The sequence below is a fragment of the Pseudomonas arvensis genome (genome assembly GCF_056688935.1).
The window spans coordinates 1599083-1615813 of the sequence record NZ_CP162038.1 but is presented as its reverse complement, the minus strand read 5'-3'; the positions used below and the strand labels follow the sequence as shown (position 1 = coordinate 1615813).

At 60.9% G+C, this 16731-nt stretch carries 16 protein-coding genes; 9 read left to right on the top strand and 7 right to left on the bottom strand.

Features of this window, described 5'->3' with window-relative positions; genetic code table 11:
* Positions 1 to 20: 20 nt before the first annotated feature.
* Positions 21 to 1538 carry an MDR family MFS transporter gene (locus tag AB3G88_RS07390; protein ID WP_099587464.1) on the bottom strand — a complete coding sequence of 506 codons (1518 nt, stop codon included), beginning with the start codon at positions 1536 to 1538 and terminating at the stop codon, positions 21 to 23.
* A 66-nt stretch (positions 1539 to 1604) separates the two neighbouring features.
* The gene (pobA, locus tag AB3G88_RS07385) at positions 1605 to 2789 is read right to left on the bottom strand and encodes a 4-hydroxybenzoate 3-monooxygenase (RefSeq protein ID WP_480454418.1); all 1185 of its coding nucleotides are present in this window, start codon (positions 2787 to 2789) and stop codon (positions 1605 to 1607) included.
* A 189-nt stretch (positions 2790 to 2978) separates the two neighbouring features.
* On the opposite strand from pobA, the gene AB3G88_RS07380 reads away from it, so the two are divergent.
* Positions 2979 to 3857, top strand: coding sequence for a helix-turn-helix domain-containing protein (locus AB3G88_RS07380; RefSeq protein ID WP_099587466.1), 879 nt, complete (start codon positions 2979 to 2981; stop codon positions 3855 to 3857).
* On the opposite strand, the gene AB3G88_RS07375 is transcribed toward AB3G88_RS07380, so the two are convergent.
* The gene (locus tag AB3G88_RS07375; protein ID WP_177411513.1) at positions 3850 to 4026 is read right to left on the bottom strand and encodes a hypothetical protein; all 177 of its coding nucleotides are present in this window, start codon (positions 4024 to 4026) and stop codon (positions 3850 to 3852) included. The genes AB3G88_RS07380 and AB3G88_RS07375 overlap by 8 nt on opposite strands.
* Positions 4027 to 4126: 100 nt before the next feature.
* Positions 4127 to 5032, bottom strand: a complete 906-nt coding sequence (locus AB3G88_RS07370; RefSeq protein WP_112194048.1) for a LysR family transcriptional regulator — start codon at positions 5030 to 5032, stop codon at positions 4127 to 4129.
* A gap of 107 nt (positions 5033 to 5139) precedes the next feature.
* On the opposite strand from AB3G88_RS07370, the gene AB3G88_RS07365 reads away from it, so the two are divergent.
* A complete protein-coding gene (locus AB3G88_RS07365; RefSeq protein ID WP_191958333.1) occupies positions 5140 to 6006 on the top strand; it encodes an MBL fold metallo-hydrolase in 867 nt (288 codons plus the stop codon).
* Positions 6007 to 6040: 34 nt separating this feature from the next.
* A complete protein-coding gene (locus AB3G88_RS07360; RefSeq protein WP_480453561.1) occupies positions 6041 to 6655 on the top strand; it encodes an NAD(P)-dependent oxidoreductase in 615 nt (204 codons plus the stop codon).
* Positions 6656 to 6946: 291 nt separating this feature from the next.
* Here the strand turns inward: AB3G88_RS07360 and AB3G88_RS07355 are convergent, their stop codons facing one another.
* Positions 6947 to 7825: a LysR substrate-binding domain-containing protein gene (locus AB3G88_RS07355; RefSeq protein ID WP_480453560.1), complete on the bottom strand. Its 879-nt coding sequence runs from the start codon at positions 7823 to 7825 to the stop codon at positions 6947 to 6949.
* A 110-nt stretch (positions 7826 to 7935) separates the two neighbouring features.
* Between AB3G88_RS07355 and AB3G88_RS07350 the strand changes: the two genes are divergently transcribed.
* The 6 genes from AB3G88_RS07350 (at position 7936) to AB3G88_RS07325 (ending at position 15142) form a co-directional block, all read left to right on the top strand.
* Positions 7936 to 9561: a 5-guanidino-2-oxopentanoate decarboxylase gene (locus AB3G88_RS07350; protein ID WP_480453559.1), complete on the top strand. Its 1626-nt coding sequence runs from the start codon at positions 7936 to 7938 to the stop codon at positions 9559 to 9561.
* Positions 9558 to 11000: an aldehyde dehydrogenase family protein gene (locus AB3G88_RS07345; RefSeq protein WP_480453558.1), complete on the top strand. Its 1443-nt coding sequence runs from the start codon at positions 9558 to 9560 to the stop codon at positions 10998 to 11000. The genes AB3G88_RS07350 and AB3G88_RS07345 overlap by 4 nt, the downstream gene beginning before the upstream one ends.
* A gap of 579 nt (positions 11001 to 11579) precedes the next feature.
* Positions 11580 to 11882: a transposase gene (locus AB3G88_RS07340; RefSeq protein WP_014717988.1), complete on the top strand. Its 303-nt coding sequence runs from the start codon at positions 11580 to 11582 to the stop codon at positions 11880 to 11882.
* Positions 11879 to 12715: an IS3 family transposase gene (locus AB3G88_RS07335; protein WP_400530991.1), complete on the top strand. Its 837-nt coding sequence runs from the start codon at positions 11879 to 11881 to the stop codon at positions 12713 to 12715. The genes AB3G88_RS07340 and AB3G88_RS07335 overlap by 4 nt, the downstream gene beginning before the upstream one ends.
* 166 nt (positions 12716 to 12881) lie before the next feature.
* Entirely contained in the window at positions 12882 to 14069 is a 1188-nt protein-coding gene (locus AB3G88_RS07330) for a CynX/NimT family MFS transporter (RefSeq protein ID WP_480453557.1), read from the top strand.
* 137 nt (positions 14070 to 14206) lie between these two features.
* On the top strand, positions 14207 to 15142 hold the full coding sequence (locus tag AB3G88_RS07325; protein ID WP_191947510.1) for a LysR family transcriptional regulator: 936 nt from the start codon (positions 14207 to 14209) through the stop codon (positions 15140 to 15142).
* Between the two features lie 17 nt (positions 15143 to 15159).
* Here AB3G88_RS07325 and AB3G88_RS07320 read toward each other — a convergent pair whose 3' ends face one another.
* On the bottom strand, positions 15160 to 15522 hold the full coding sequence (locus AB3G88_RS07320) for a 5-carboxymethyl-2-hydroxymuconate Delta-isomerase (protein WP_480453556.1): 363 nt from the start codon (positions 15520 to 15522) through the stop codon (positions 15160 to 15162).
* 45 nt (positions 15523 to 15567) lie between these two features.
* Positions 15568 to 16491, bottom strand: a complete 924-nt coding sequence (locus tag AB3G88_RS07315) for a LysR substrate-binding domain-containing protein (RefSeq protein WP_017526706.1) — start codon at positions 16489 to 16491, stop codon at positions 15568 to 15570.
* Positions 16492 to 16731: the final 240 nt, after the last annotated feature.

Here is a 16731-nt window from a genome sequence, read left to right as displayed (position 1 = left end):
GTTGATCTCTATCGCGCCAGTTACTTCGCTTTGTCTTCCCGCCCGCGCAGCACCCGATTCGGCATCGCAATCGCTGCCGCCAACCCCAGCAGCGACACCGCCGCACTCACCATCAGCAAATGCCTGAACGTCACCCCCAACTCCCCGCGCAGTGCATCCTGCGCCGGGCCTGGCGCGGCGTTCAGACCGTCGAGCAGCACATTGCCAGAACTGCCCTCGGCCACCAGCGCACCGCTGGCCAGATGCGCGAAGCTCGAATCCTGCAACAACGCCAGCAGCAGCGCCGACATGCACGCCACGCCCACCGCACCGCCGAGGGAACGGAACAGGTTAGTGGTGCTGGTGGCGACGCCGATGTCGCGCTGTTCCACCGAGTTTTGCGAGCCCACCAGGGAGGTGGGGAATTGCATCCCGGCGGCGATCCCGCACAGCAGCATGAACACACCGGTCAGCAGCACATCCTGGGGCGCACTGAAGGCCATGCCCAGGATTGCCAGCGGGCTTAACAGTGCGCCACTGAGAATCATCGGTTTATAGCGCCCGGTCACTGAGGTCATGCGCCCGGCGGAATACGCGCCAATCGGCAAGCCAATCGCCAGGGGCAACAAGTGCAAGGCCGCACTGTCGGCACCGCCTCCGGTTACGGTCTGAAAGCGCAGGGGCATCAGCACCGTCAGGGAAATCGCCTGGAAACTGGTGAAAAACACCGTGCACCAGCACAACACTGCGCTGCGGTTGACGAACAGGTGCATCGGCAGCAAAGGCTCCCGCGCACGGCGCTCGTGCCACACAAACAGCGTCAACGCCACCAGCGCGCAGGCCAGCAGGCCCAGCACCTCAGGGTCACGCCAATGATGGCCCTGGCCGATTTCGGTAATACCCAGCAACAAGGCGGTCAGGCCGACGATCATCAAGACGGTACCGAGGTAATCGATGATCGGCTTGCGCTGCGGCACCGGCAGCCCTACCAGCGTGCGATGCGCCACATACCAGGCGCCGGCGCCCAGCGGCAGGTTGATCAAGAACACCCAGCGCCACGACAGATACTCGGTCATGTAACCGCCCAACACCGGCCCGGCCACGCTGGCCACTGCGTACATGCTGCTGAAATAGCCCTGGTAGCGCCCACGCTCACGGGGCGGAATGATGTCGCCGATGATCGCCTGGCTCACCGAGATCATGCCGCCAGCACCGATGCCCTGCAGCACCCGCGCCAGCACCAGTTGCTCCATGTTTTGCGCCATGCCACAGAACAGCGATGCCACGGTGAACAAGCCCATGCCGATCAGCATCATCGGCCGGCGCCCGTACAGGTCGCCGAGCTTGCCGTAGATCGGCACCGCCACCGTCATTGCCACCATGTAGCCGGAGATCACCCAGGCCAGCAGGTTGACGTCGTGAAATTGCGCGGAGATAGCGGGCATGGACACGGCGACGATGGTCTGGTCCAAGGCGCCGAGGAAGATCGCCATCATCAACGAGGCGAGGATACTGCGCACCGCCGGGAGCGGTGGCGTAGGCTGATTAAGCTGAGTCACGACAGAACCTTCAAGCAAGGCCCGTAGGAAAAGACGGCCCACGGGAATGCTGAATACGATAGCAGGCTATTCGATAGCCTCGTAAGGAAGCCCGACGTAATTTTCCGCAATGGTTTTGCGCCCGGCTTCGGAGTGGATGAAGTACTCCAGTTCGCTCTGAGCGATGCGCTGGCTGAAGCCGTCCGCCTCCGGGAATTGATGCAGCATCGAGGTCATCCACCACGAAAACCGCTCGGCCTTCCACACCCGGCGCAGGCAAATGGCCGAATAGCGCTCCAGCAAATCCACGCGCCCCTCGCCATAGACCTTGAGCAGAATCCGGAACAAGGTGCTCACATCACTGGCCGCCAGGTTCAGGCCCTTGGCGCCGGTGGGCGGGACGATATGCGCGGCATCCCCGAGCAGGAACAGGCGCCCGTACTGCATCGGTTCCACCACAAAACTGCGCAGCGGCGCGATGCTTTTTTCAATCGATGGGCCGGTGACCAACTGCTCGGCCAGGCGGCTGGGCAGGCGGGTTTTCAATTCATCCCAAAAGCGTTCGTCCGACCATTCGTCCAACGGTTCTTCAGCAGGCACTTGCAGGTAATAACGGCTGCGGGTCGGCGAGCGCATGCTGCACAGGGCAAAGCCACGGGAGTGCTTGGCGTACACCAGTTCGTCGTGTACTGGCGGGGTGTCGGCGAGGATGCCCAGCCAGCCGAAGGGGTAGACGCGTTCAAAGATTTTCAGTGACTCAGCCGGGATCGACTGGCGCGCCACGCCGTGGAAACCATCACAGCCGGCGATGTAATCGCACTCCAGGCGGAACGCCTCGCCCTGGTGTTCGAAGGTCAGCCAGGGTCGATCAGTTTTAAGATCATGGGGCTGCACGTCACGCGCTTCGTAGAACGTGACGGCGCCGGCCGCGTCACGGGCGGCCATCAGGTCGCGGGTGACTTCGGTCTGGCCGTAGATCATCACCGATTGGCCGCCAGTCAGGGCCTTGAGATCGATGTGGGTGAGATGCCCGTCCAGCGCCAACTCAAAGCCGTCATGCACCAGGCCTTCGGCATCCATGCGTTGGCTGACACCCGCCTGGCGCAGCAGGTCGACCATGCCTTGCTCCAGCACCCCGGCGCGAATGCGGCCTTGCACATAATCGGCGCTCTGGCGCTCTAGGATAAGGGTCTCGATGCCGGCATTGTGCAGCAGCTGGCCGAGCAACAGTCCAGAAGGACCGGCGCCGATAATGGCGACTTGGGTTTTCAGCGTTTTCATTATTTTTATCGCCCGCAAGTTCCACTCGAACGGATCAAGTGAAAGAGTTGTCATTGATCTTATGGCTGACATTTTTCACTTGAGTGAACGCCATAAGAAGGTGAAAACTGCGACAAACCCTGCGCTTTTTGCCAATTTGGGCGATTACCGCACAACCGTCCTGAGTATCGGATTGAAACCATGACAGACACCGCGATTCCGGTCTTCAAGCTTTACGGGGAAAACCAGCAATGGCCGACCCCCGATTTGTTGCACTGCGAAACCATTTCCCGGCGCAGTCGGGAATACCAGTGGGAAATCCAACCCCACCGGCACGCGGATCTGTGCCAGCTGCTGTATGTGCACAAGGGCCAGGCCCAACTGGAAATCGAAGGCCAGCGCACCACGCTCAACGAAGCCACGCTGCAGGTATTGCCGCCGTTGTGCGTGCATGGCTTTCGTTTTGCCGAAGATGTCGAAGGGTATGTGGTGACACTCTCAGCGCCACTGGTGAGCCACTTGCAGGCACAACTGGGTGCCACGGCGGGCGGTTTGCAAACCTTGGGAAGTTACCCGGCCGGCAAGGACAGTGACTACCTCAACGCCCAGTTCGCCCGCCTGCAGGACGAATACGCCGACGACCAACCGGCCCGGGACATGATGATGCACGCCCTGGTCAGCGTGCTGCTGGTGTGGGTCAGCCGCCAGGCCATCCAGCGCCGCCATCCGCGCGCGCCAAGGGGCCGCGAGTATTTCCGGCGGTTTACCCAATTGGTCGAACAGCACTATCGGGAACACCCGAAGATTGAGGATCTGGCCCACAAGCTGGGTATCTCGGTCTCACACTTGAATGGAACATGTCGGGAACTGGGTGGGCAGCCTGCGTTGCAGATCATGCATGACCGCCAATTGCTGGAGGCCAAGCGCCTGCTGACTTACACCAGCATGACCATCAATGAAATGTCGGAGGTGCTGGGGTTCTCCGACCCGACCAACTTCTCTCGGCTGTTTCGCCGACGCGTCGGGTTCTCACCCAAGGCGTTTCGCGAGCAACTCAAAGCCGAATCGCCGGCTACCTGAGCGCGCTGAAACTGCCGGTGTGGGGCACGCATTGGTCCTGATGGCAGCTGATCGCAAAGGTCGGCTGCATACGGGTCTGTTCGACGCGGTAGGCGGCAGTCCCGTACAGCGCACTGGCCAAGGCGCAGAGCGTGACAATCATCAGGTATTTTCTGGTTTTAATGCTCATGGCACAGACCTCTGGACGGATCCACACGGTGCTGTTTAAAGCATAGGCCAGCCAGGGCGAGTTGCCATTATTGGACGACATTCAACAGGCTTATGTCGCCCTACAGACCGACGTCCCACGCCGGCTCTTCAGGGAATCTCAATACCAGGAAATCCAGCAGGCTGCGCAGCGCCGACGGCATGTGTTTGCGTGAGGCGTAGACCGCGTAGATATTCATCTGCCGAGGCTCGGCGTGGGGCAGCAGGCGCACCAGTTCGCCACGGCGGATGTGATCGCCGGCCTGGTAACTGGGCAGCATGGCCACCCCGGCCCCGGCCAGCGTCAGGCGTAACAGCGTGCTGGCCTCGTTGGCCGTGATATTGCCGTGCACTGGCACCGACACGTGCTCGCCATGCTCCTCGAAATGCCACAGGTTTTTGCCGAAGTACGAGTGGGTCAGGCAGTTGTGCCGGGCCAGGTCTTCGACTTTTTGCGGGGCCGGAAGCTCGCGCAGGTACGCCGGGGTGGCGCAGACCACCGAGCGACAGACCGTCAGGCGCCGTGCGATCAGGTTCGGGTCCAGGTCATTACTGGTGCGGATGGCCAGGTCGATGCGTTCATCCACCAGGTTCACCGTGCGGTCGAGCATCTGCAGGTCGACAGTGACCAAGGGGTAGCGCTTGACGTACTCGGCAATGGCCTCGGCCAATTGCGCCTGACCGAACGAGGTGCTGACACTCAGGCGCAGCAGGCCACGGGGTGCGTCATCCGGTTCGCTGACGGCGGCCTGCATGTCGCCGCACAACTCCAGCAATTGTCGGCAGCGCGGCAGGGTTTCGCTGCCTGCCGCCGTGAGGCTGAGTTTGCGCGTAGTGCGGTGCATCAGACGCGCACCAACCCAGTCTTCCAGCTCGGCCAGGTAACGTGAGACGACCGGGCGCGACAGGTCCAGGTGGTCGGCGGCGGCAGACTGGCTGCCCAGGTCCACCACGGTGACAAACACGCGCATTGCTTGAAGACGATCCATGATTTGCCCGATTTCAGAAACAAACTATGTTCCAGCATCGCATTTTTAGTCCCGTTTGGTGCAACTAAGCTCTGTGCATCCTTTGAACCGATTGCTGGAGCTGTCCGATGTTCTCAACCCTCAAGCGCTTGACTCTGGCCACCGCCGCCCTGGCATTTGCCGCCCATGCGTCGGCGGCCGACCTGACTCTCGACGTGTACAACCCTGGCGAAGCGGCGATTTTCCCGGTGACCTCGGTGCTGGTCAGCGGCGCCAAAGACGCGATCCTGGTGGACGCACAATTCGGCAAAGGCCAAGCCGAGCAACTGGTACAGAAGATCCGCGCCAGCGGCAAACACCTGACCACCATCTACATCAGCCATGGCGACCCGGATTACTACTTCGGCCTCGACACCCTGACGGCTGCGTTCCCGGAGGCCAAAGTGCTCGCGCCGCAACCGGTGGTCGACCATATCAACGCCACCGTGGCCGGCAAACTTGAGTTCTGGGGCCCGAAAATGGGCGCCGACAAACCGGCTAAAACCATCGTGCCGCAGGTGCTGCAAGGCCACAGCCTGACGCTGGAAGGTAAGCAGTTGGAGGTGATCGGCCTGGACGGCCCGCAGCCGGATCGCAGCTTTGTATGGATCCCGTCGATCAAGGCCGTGGTCGGTGGCGTCGTGGTCGCCGAAAACATTCACCTGTGGATGGCCGACACCCAGGGCGCGCAATCCCACAAGGACTGGCTGGCCACCCTGCAACGCATCGAAAACCTGAAACCGCGCACCGTGATTCCGGGTCACTACCTGGGTACGCCGTCCCTGGCTTCGGTCAAATTTACTGCTGACTACATCAAGGCCTTCGACGTAGAAACGGCCAAGGCCAAAGACTCCGCCGCCCTCATCGCAGCCATGAAAACGCGTTACCCCACCCTGGCCGACGAAAGCTCCCTGGAGCTGAGTGCAAAAGTCGCCAAGGGCGAAATGAAGTGGTGAAACCTCTCACACCTTAACCGTACTGGAGAACGTCATGAGCAAGATCGCAATCATTGGGGCCACAGGCCGTGCCGGCAGCCAATTGCTGGAAGAAGCGTTGCGTCGTGGGCACAGCGTGGTGGCTATCGCGCGCAATACCGAATCCATCGATGTGAAGCCAGGTGTGACCGTCAAAAAAGCTGATGCCTTGAATGCTGACGAGCTGCAAAAAGCTGTCAGTGGAAGTGATGTGGTAATCAGTGCCGCACACTTCGCGACCGTGCCAGCCGAGGCGTTGATCGGTCCGGTGAAGAACGCCGGTGTGAAGCGCCTATTGGTAGTGGGAGGCGCTGGCTCGTTGTTGTTGCCGACGGGAGAGCGCGTCATCGACAGCGCCGGATTCCCTGAGGAATATCGGGCTGAAGCAAGTGCTGGCAGTGTGTTTCTCGACAAACTGCGTCAAGAAAAGGAGTTGGATTGGTCCTTTCTCTCGCCCTCTGCGGAGTTCGTTGAAGGTCTCCGCACTGGCGACTTCAGGTTGGGGCAAGACCACTTGCTCATAAGTGAGAAAGGAAGAAGCTGGATCAGCTTCTCCGACTATGCGATTGCACTAATCGACGAAGTAGAAACGCCAAAACATTCGCGCCAGCGCTTCACCGTCGGTTACTGACACAACTAGGTCAAGAAATGTGGGAGGGGGCTTGCCCCCGATAGCGGTGGTTCAGTTGGAGCATCTTTGACTGACACATCGCTATCGGGGGCAAGCCCTAATGCCAGTCAGTTAAGGACGAACACCGTACCTGTGGCGAGGGAGCTTGCTCCCGCTGGGCCGCGAAGCGGCCCCAAAAATGGGACTGCTGCGCAGTCCAACGGGAGCAAGCTCCCTCGCCACAGGTTACTTTTTGCCCTTTTATCTCTTAACTGACCGGCATTAGGGCAAGCCCCCTCCCACATTTGCCTTTCAGTGTTCTGGAAATTGCGCCTGGCTCACCAACCAATCCATCAGCGCTTCAAGCCCGGTCGACGGCTTCGTCCCCGGCGGATACACCAGGTAATACCCCATCCCCGTCGACACCCGCAGTGCGAACGGCATGACCAACCGCCCCGCCTTCACGTCCTCGCCAATCAACGCGCTATCGCCAATCGCCACCCCGGAACCCTGGGAGGCCACCGTCATTGCCAAGTCCAGCGTTTCGAAATGATGACCCTGGCTCAGATTGCTCACATGGGTATTCGCCGCCTTCAACCATAACGCCCAATCCCGCTCATCCCGCGTGGGATGCAGCAGCACCTGTTGCTGCAAATCCTGCGGTGCGTGCAAGCCCGTCAGTAAACCCGGCGCGCAGACTGGCGTGAGTTGCTCGTCGAACAAATGCCGCGCCTCGGCGGACTGCTCGGCGATGGGCGCGTAGATCACCGCTGCGTCGAACTGCTCGCGGCGAAAATCCACGGTGTAGGCCACGGTGGTGGTGAGCTCCACCGGCACGTCCGGACGCTCCTTTTGCCACTGCATCAAGCGCGGCAGCAACCAGCGCATCACGCAGGTGGACGCCTTGAGCTGCAAGGTCTGGCGGCGATTGCCGATCTGCTCCACGGCGTCACCGAGCAAGCCAAACACCTGCTGCGCCCGCAGTGACCATTCGCGCCCCTCTTCGGTCAGGCTCAAGCCCCGCGCCTGACGCTGGAACAGGGTGTAACCCAAGTGGCTTTCCAGCCCGGCGATCTGCCGGCTCACCGCGCCCTGGGTAATGTGCAGTTGCTCGGCTGCGCGGGTGAAATTGCAGCACTGGGCCGTGACCCAGAAGGTGTGCAGCGCGGGCAGCGGTGGAAGGCGTTTCATCGGGTTCAGCCATGACGTGAGGACATGGCTAGTATGACTTTTAATCGATTGTTGCCGCTATGGGCCAGCCGTTCCAATACCGCCTCGAATCCATAACAAGAGCGACCTGTATGGCGACCTGCGGCGAAGTGTTGGTCAACCTCCTCGAAGGCTACGGCGTGGACCAGGTGTTTGGCATCCCCGGCGTGCACACCGTGGAACTGTATCGTGGCCTGGCCCGTTCCAGCATCCGTCACGTCACCCCGCGCCACGAGCAAGGCGCCGGGTTCATGGCCGACGGCTATGCGCGTACCCGCGGCAAGCCCGGCGTGTGTTTCATCATCACCGGCCCCGGCATGACCAACATCACCACGGCCATGGGCCAGGCCTACGCCGACTCGATCCCGATGCTGGTGATTTCCAGCGTGCAATCACGCAGCCAGTTGGGCGGCGGGCGCGGCAAGTTGCATGAACTACCGAACCAGAGCGCGATGATCGCGGGCGTGGCGGCGTTCTCCCATACCTTGATGTCGGCGGCGGAGTTGCCAGGTGTGCTGGCACGGGCGTTTGCGCTGTTCCAGGCCGGTCGGCCGCGCCCGGTGCATATCGAGATCCCGTTGGATGTACTGGTGGAAAACGCCGACGCCCTGCTGGGCAGCGAGCCGATCAACGTGGCGCGTGCGGGTGCCGCACCTGCGGCGATCAAACAGATGACTCAGCTACTGGCCTGCGCCAAGCGTCCGCTGATTCTCGCCGGAGGCGGCGCCATCAATGCCGCCTGCGCGTTGACCCGCCTCGCCGAAACCCTCGGCGCGCCAGTGGCGCTGACCATCAACGCCAAAGGCCTGCTGCCCGCCGCGCACCCGTTGCTGATCGGCTCGACCCAGACCTTGGTCGCCACCCGCGCATTGGTCGCCGAAGCCGACGTGGTGCTGGCCATCGGCACGGAGCTTGGGGAAACCGATTACGACGTGACCTTCGCCGGCGGCTTTGACATTCCCGGCGCGCTGCTGCGCATCGACATCGACCCCGACCAGACCGTGCGCAACTACCCCCCTCAAGTTGCATTGGTCGCCGATGCGCAAATCGCCGCCGAAGCCTTGCTGGCCGAGTTGGACAGCACATCGTTACCGCCGCGCTGCAGCAGTTGGGGCGGCGAGCGCGTCGCCCGTTTGTGGGCTGAACTGACGCCCACCTGGGACGCCGCGACCCGCGCGCAAACCCTGTTGCTCAACACGGTCCTGGAGACACTGTCCGGCGTCGTCATGGTCGGCGACTCTACCCAACCGGTGTACAGCGGCAACCTGACCCTCAACCTCGACCACCCGCGCCGCTGGTTCAATTCCTCCACCGGCTACGGCACCTTGGGATACGCCTTGCCCGCCGCCATCGGCGCCTGGCTGGGGCGCGGCGATGGGCAACCGGTGGTGTGCCTGATCGGCGACGGCGGCCTGCAGTTCAGCCTGCCGGAACTGGCCAGCGCGGTGGAAGCCCGCACGCCGATCATCGTGTTGCTGTGGAATAACCAGGGCTATGAGGAGATCAAGAAATACATGCTCAACCGCGCCATCGAGCCGGTCGGCGTAGACATCTACACGCCGGACTTTATCGGCGTGGCCAAGGCCCTGGGTTGCGCGGCTGAACGCATCCAGGGCGTCGGATCTTTGCACAGCGCACTGCTGGCCGCCGCTGAGCGCCAAGGGCCGACGCTGATTGAAATCGACCAGGGGCTTTGGATGAAGGAGGTCGCGGTATGAACGCAGTCATAAACGGTGTGTATATCGACGGCGAATGGCGTGCAGGCCATGACGTGCTGGAGGTGATCAACCCGGCGACCGAAACCCGCTTGGCCGAGGTCAGCGCAGGCGACAGTGTTGCCGTGACCCAGGCAGTGGACGCCGCCAGCCGGGCGTTTACCGAGTGGTCAAAAACCACCGGCCACGAACGCGGTGCCCTGTTGCGCAACATCGCCCAGGGCGTGCGCGAACAGCGCGAACCGTTGATGCACCTGCAGTCGCGCAACAACGGCAAGCCGCTGTTTGAGGCCGGCATCGATGTGGACGACGTGATTGCCACCTTCGAGTACTACGCAGCTGTCGCCGAGGACCTGGACGCCGGGCAAGACCGCCCGGTGGCGCTGCCCGGCGATGATTTCAGCGCTCGCCTGCGCCGTGAACCCTGTGGCGTGGTGGGGCTGATCGTGCCGTGGAATTTCCCCATGGTAACCACCGCCTGGAAACTCGCCCCCGCCCTCGCCGCCGGCTGCTGCGTGGTGCTTAAACCCTCGGAGGTCACGCCGCTGGCGGAGCTGCAATTGGCGCGGATCATCGCCGATTCCGGGCTGCCCGCCGGCGTGTTCAACCTGGTCTGCGGCACGGGCCTGGCGGTCGGCGCGCCCCTGGCAGCGGACCGTCGCGTGGCGAAGATTTCCTTCACCGGCAGCAATGCAGTGGGCGTGCAGGTGATGCGACGCGCCGCCGAAACCATCAAGGGCGTCAGCCTGGAACTGGGCGGAAAATCTTCGTTGCTGGTGCTGGCGGATGCTGATCTGGACTTGGCGGTAGAACTGGCGTGTGGCGGTGGATTTTTCAATGCCGGGCAAATGTGTTCCGCGACAAGTCGCGTACTGGTGGCCGACAGCCTGGCGGATGAATTCCTGCAGCGCCTGCAGGTGCGGGCTGAAGGGATTCACGTGGCGGACCCGTTTGCCGAGGACGTGGAAATGGGCGCGCTGATCAACCGTGCGCAGTATCAACGGGTACAGGCGCATATCCAGCGTGGCATCGAGGACGGCGCGCGATTGCTGTGCGGCGGTGAACGTCCGGCGGATCTGACGACAGGTTTTTTCATCCGCCCGACCGTGCTCACCGAGGTGCCGCTGGACAGCGCGTTATGGAACGAGGAAATCTTCGGCCCGGTGCTGTGTGTACGACGTTTCGCGACTGAGGATGAGGCGATTGCCCTGGCCAACGACAGCGATTTCGGCCTGGTGGCCAGTGTGGTCAGCGCCGACGCCGGGACCGCCGAACGGGTGGCGAATGCCTTGCAGGCCGGGCTGGTGTGGATCAACGCACCGCAAGTGATCTTCCCGCAGACCGCGTGGGGCGGCTACAAGCAGAGCAGCATCGGCCGCGAGTTGGGGCCGTGGGGGTTGGCGGCGTTCCAGGAGATCAAGCATGTGATTCGGTCTAATTGACACCGCTTCGACCCATGTGGGAGGGGGCTTGCCCTAATGCCGGTCAGTTAAGAGATAAAAGGGCAAAAAGTAACCTGTGGCGAGGGAGCTTGCTCCCGTTGGACTGCGCAGCAGTCCCATTTTTGGGGCCGCTTCGCGGCCCAGCGGGAGCAAGCTCCCTCGCCACAGGTACGGTGTTCGCCCTTAACTGACTGGCATTAGGGCTTGCCCCCGATAGCCATAGGTATCTACACAACTTCCCGTGGATGCTGAATCTATGGCAACTGGGCTGTTGTGGTGAGCGGGCTTGTCCCGCGCTGGGCTGCGAAGCAGCCCCATCAAAGCCACCGCGTTTTTTCAGAAAAACCAAGTTGCCTGGTTTTGGGGCTGCTGCGCAGCCCAGCGCGGGACAAGCCCGCTCACCACAGCGTTATGTATAAGCCTTTGAGAGTTGTGTAGATACCCATGCCCCGATAGCGGTGGATCAGTTACAGATGCTTAGACTGAAACACGGCTATAGGGGGCTTGCTGAACTGGCCTAATGATTTTGGACACTTCAATCGGGCGCTATGATAGCGCCCAAATTTGAGGTGTTTGGATATGCGTAAATCTTATTCGAGTGAGTTCAAGCTCAAGGCCGCCAGCATGGTGTTGGATGAAGGTCAGCCAGTTACCGAAGTCTGTGCCAGCCTGGATATCGGCCCCACAGCGCTGCGTCGCTGGGTCGATCAAGTGCAAAAAGAACGCTTGGGCTCGACTCCCGTAGGGGCCAAGGCGATTACCGCTGATCAACGAGAAATCCAGAGGCTCAAAGCTCTGCTCAGAGAGAAAGACCTGGATATCGAAATCCTAAAAAAGGCCAGTGCTCTCCTGCTTTTGGACGCCAAAGATCATTCACGTTGATCGATGAGCTGGACGAGCAGTACGGCGTTAAAAGGTGTTGCCGGGCGTTCGGGGTCAACCGCAGTAGTTTCTACGCTTGGCGCCAGCGCCAAGGCAGAGCAAATCCTGAACGGGACAAGCTCAAGGCCGCGCTGGTCAGGCACCACAAGGCGTCCAGAGAGTCGGCCGGCGCACGTACATTGTCCAAGGAGCTACAAGCCAAAGGGCATCGTATCGGACGTTATATGGCTCGCAGTTTGATGCGCGAAGCTGGCATCGCTAGTCGTCAGCGCAGGCGCCATAAGTACAAATCGCCGGGCGTGGAGGCCTTAGTGGCGCCACACGTGCTCAAGCGGAAATTTGATGTGACGGCGGTTAATCAGGTGTGGTGTGGCGACGTGACTTACATCAAGGTCGGCAAGCGGTGGATGTACTTCGCCGCCGTTCTGGATTTGTACGCTCGCAGGATCGTGGGCTGGTCGTTCTCGATGATTTCTGATGCCAACCTGACCTGCGAAGCGCTACGCATGGCGGTTGAGCTACGCAGCCATCCCCAGAATGTGTTGTTTCATTCTGACCAAGGTTGTCAGTACACCAGTCATAAGTTTCGAAACGAGCTGCTCAAACAGGGTTTTAGGCAAAGCATGAGCCGTAAAGGCGAGTGCTGGGATAACGCCCCGATGGAGCGTTTCTTTGGCAGTTTGAAATCAGAGTGGGTGCCTGAAACGGGCTACAAACTGGAACATGAGGCCCGAGCAGACGTGCAGCGCTATGTCTCTCGCTACAACATCAGCAGGCCTCACAGCTACAACGACTACCGGTCGCCGGTCATGAAGGAAAGGTTGGCGGCGTGAACCGTAATCGGTGTCCAAGATTACTTGACCAGTTCATGCCCCCTCCCACATTTCGATTTGCGGTGTTTGTGGGAAATGCATTTTTTAGATACTCCCTGCGACTTTCTCATTTGCCCCCCGCCTCCATGCGTGGCCTGATTCGCCCTTGTTCACTCAAGGTCGGCCCATGGAAAACGTTCAGGCAAAACCCACCACCGCCGTTTGGCTGATGATCAGCGTGGTGCTGGTCGCCCTTAACCTGCGCCCGTCGATGGCGGCCGTGGGGCCATTGTTGTCGTCGATTCGTGGCGATGTGCCGTTGAGTTTCAGCAGCGCGGCGTTGTTGACCATGCTGCCGGTCATGGCCATGGGCCTGGCGATGTTTTTTGGCATGGGCCTGGCCAGGCGTTTCGGCGAGCACCGCAGCATTGTGCTGTCACTGCTGGTAATTGGCGTGGCGACGCTGTCGCGGCTGTTTCTGGATTCGGCGCTGGAGCTGATCGTCAGCGCCATTGCAGCGGGGGTCGGTATTGCAATGATCCAGGCGTTGATGCCAGCGCTGATCAAGTCGCGCTTCAGCGATAACGTGTCACTGTTCATGGGCCTGTACGTCACCGCCATCATGGGCGGCGCGGCGCTGGCGGCTTCGTTTTCCCCTTTCGTGCAAATGCGCACCGGCAGCTGGCGTATCGGCCTGGCGATCTGGGCCGTGCTGGCGTTGCTCGCCCTGGTGTTCTGGCTCGCCCAGCGCTCAACTATGCCGCCATTGCCCCAGGCCGGTTCCGGCCCGCAGGCGTCATTTTTTGGCAACCGTCGTGCCTGGTTGCTGGCGATCTTTTTTGGCTTGGGCACCGCGTCCTACACCTGTGTTCTTGCGTGGCTGGCGCCGTACTACGTGGAGCAAGGCTGGAGCGAGCAGAACGCCGGGCTGCTGCTGGGCTTCCTGACGGCCATGGAAGTGGTCTCCGGCCTGATCACCCCCGCCATCGCCAACCGTCGCCGGGATAAACGCGGCGTGGTGGCGGTGTTGCTGGTGCTGATCATCATCGGTTTCTGCGGCCTGATTCTCAGCCCGCAAGCCCTGAGTTTGCTGTGGCCGTGCCTGCTCGGCCTGGGCATTGGCGGCCTGTTCCCCATGAGCCTGATCCTGTCCCTCGATCACCTGGACGACCCACGCCGTGCCGGTGGCCTCACGGCCTTTGTGCAGGGCATCGGCTACCTGATTGCAGGCTTGTCGCCGCTGATCGCCGGGATGATTCGTGACCAATTGGGCAGTTTCGAATGGGCCTGGTGGTCGCTGACAGCGGTGGTTGTACTGATGCTGCTGATCGTCACGCGCTTCAACCCAAGGCACTACGCGCACCACATCCGCTGAGGTCGTGTTGCAAACATTATTTGTCCCACGGCAAACATAGAAACGCCCTACAGAGCTTTCTATTGGCACGTACGTTCCGTTAAGCTTTTGCGCTGTCTTGTACTGAATTCGGTACAAAGGGTTTACGGACGAAACCGATGTTAAACAGTAACTTGCTCAGAAAACTCGATATGCAGGACTTGATGGTGTTTATCGCCGTCTACGACCAGAGCAGCGTTACCGAGGTGTCCGAAACGCTGTTCGTCAGCCAGTCCACCGTGAGCTACAGCCTGAAGAAGTTGCGCACCAGCTTTGAAGACGAGCTGTTTATCAACACCCGGGCGGGGATGCGTCCTACGTACAAGGCCACCACCATGTACGGCCATGTGCAGAAAATCCTCGAAAGCATCAACCTGTGCCACGCCGGTGGCCAGGCCTTCGACCCGACCCAGAAGGCGGTGACCTTCAACGTCTGTGCACCGGAATACTTCGAACAGTTGATCCTGCCGCGCCTGCTGAAAAGCTTCGACCGTGCTGACCTGCCGGTGATCGTCAATGTGCAGAAGCTGGAAACCCAGATCCCCGCCGATGACCTGCGCGAAGGCCGCCTGGACCTGGTGATCTGCTTCGGCCCGCACTTTCATCGCGCCCACAAAGACTTCAAGACCCAGATGCTGCTGGAGGACGACCTGGTGTGCGTCTTCGATAAACGCTCGGCGCCCAGGGAGCCGGCATTCAGCCTGCAATCCTTCGTCGAACGACGCCACGTGTTCCCCACGCCGTGGACCTCCGACACCAACATGATCGACGGCTGGCTGGCGCGCCAGGCCCACAAGCGTCATGTGGTTGCCCGGGCCAACAGCTACAGCGCCGCCTTGAAGATGATCACCGGCACCGACTTTATCGTCACCCTGCCGCGCCGCGTGCAAAAGCTGTTGGCGCCAGCGGCGGTGTTCGGCCATTGCGCGGCGCCCAACGGGTTGCCGGGGTTCACCCTGGACATGCAGTGGAACGAAACCAGTGAACAGGACAGTGCCAATACCTGGTTTCGCGAGCAGGTGGTGAAGGTCTGCGCAGACCAGGGATTACTCTAAACCCTGCGGCAAGGGTGTCAGCCGATGGCGGCTTTGCTGTAGGAATCACGGTCCATGTCCACCACCTGGACGCTCAGTTGAATCTGTAAATTCTCCGGCCAATCGCCCAGCTCCTGCAACGCCCCTAGCAGGCTTTGCGACAACTGCTGCTTGACCTGCGTTGACCGCCCACTGAGCAGCGACAGCTTCACCGCGATAAAGCCACGCGGACTGAGGGAAGTGCCCACCTTAAAACTCTCAAGCTTTACTGCACGGCTTTTGATATCGAGCTCGGAGCCAAACTGACCGGACGCCATCAGCACATTGTTGAGCCGCAACAGAGTTATATCGACGGCCAGGTCTGGCAGGTTGGCGGTGTATTCCAGGTGCAGGTGTGGCATGGGTTGCTCCGAGCTTGTTGTAGGAAGATTCTTGAATATATCGCGTCAGGCCTTGGCGCCCAAGCCTCTATCGCTCATGAATGCCTCCAGTCGCGAGCGCACCCAACGCTCGGCCGGGTCGGTGTCGACGTGGCTGAGCCAGACCATGGACAAATCCAGCGTCGGCGTCTCGAACGGAAACGGCTCACAAAACAGATTGCCCGACACCGCCATGGCTTCGGCGGTGTAGTCCGGCAGGCTGGCGATCAGGTCGGTGCCGGCCAGCAAGGCAGGCAACGCGCTGTATTGCGGCACCGACAGCACCACGTGGCGCTTGCGGCCGATCTCGGCCAGCCACTCATCGGCAAACCCTGACACGTTGGCGGTGTGGGACACCAGCACATGGGGTCGTGAGCAATATTCATCGAGGGTCAGCGGCGTGTCCGAGGCATCGGCGCGCAGCAGTCGCGGGCGGATATGGCGCAGCAACTTGCGCTTGGCATTCGCCGGCAGGCCACGGGTTTGGGTAATGCCTACGGTGATGTCGCCGGACGCGAGCAGGTCGGGAATGCGCCAGTAATCCACATGCTGCACCACGAACACCACTTGCGGCGCCTCCTGGCGCAACGCGCGCAGCAGCGGCGGCAACAGACCGAACTCGACATCATCGGACAGCCCGATGCGAAAGGTCATGGTGCTGATGGACGGGTCGAAATCGTGGGTCAGGCTCAAGGCCGACGACAACGAATCCAGGGCCGGCGACAAATGCTGGATGATTTCCTCGGCGCGCGCGGTGGGCTCCATGCGATGGCCGACACGAATGAACAACGGGTCGTTGAACAGGGTACGCAGGCGGTTGAGGGCCGAACTGATGGTCGGCTGGCCGAGAAACAGCTTCTCGGCCACCCGCGTCACATTGCGCTCCAGCATCAGTGCTTCGAAGACCACCATCAGATTGATGTCGGCCTTGCGTAATTCATTGCGATTCATCGGCGCCTGCCCTTTCCCCAAGACAGGTCGCAGTGTAGAAAGCGCGGCGTGCGGCGTCTATGCGCATCGTGGGGTGCTCCGTCGCCACAGTGACAACTACACAAAACGCTTCAGCATTTTCGATTGATAACTTGAACGCATCAATAAATCCAAATCTTTCACTTATCATTTCTAAATGTGTCAGCCACTATCCTCAGTCTTAAGCGAAACAAGCACTTTAAAAAGAACGCTGGAGACACA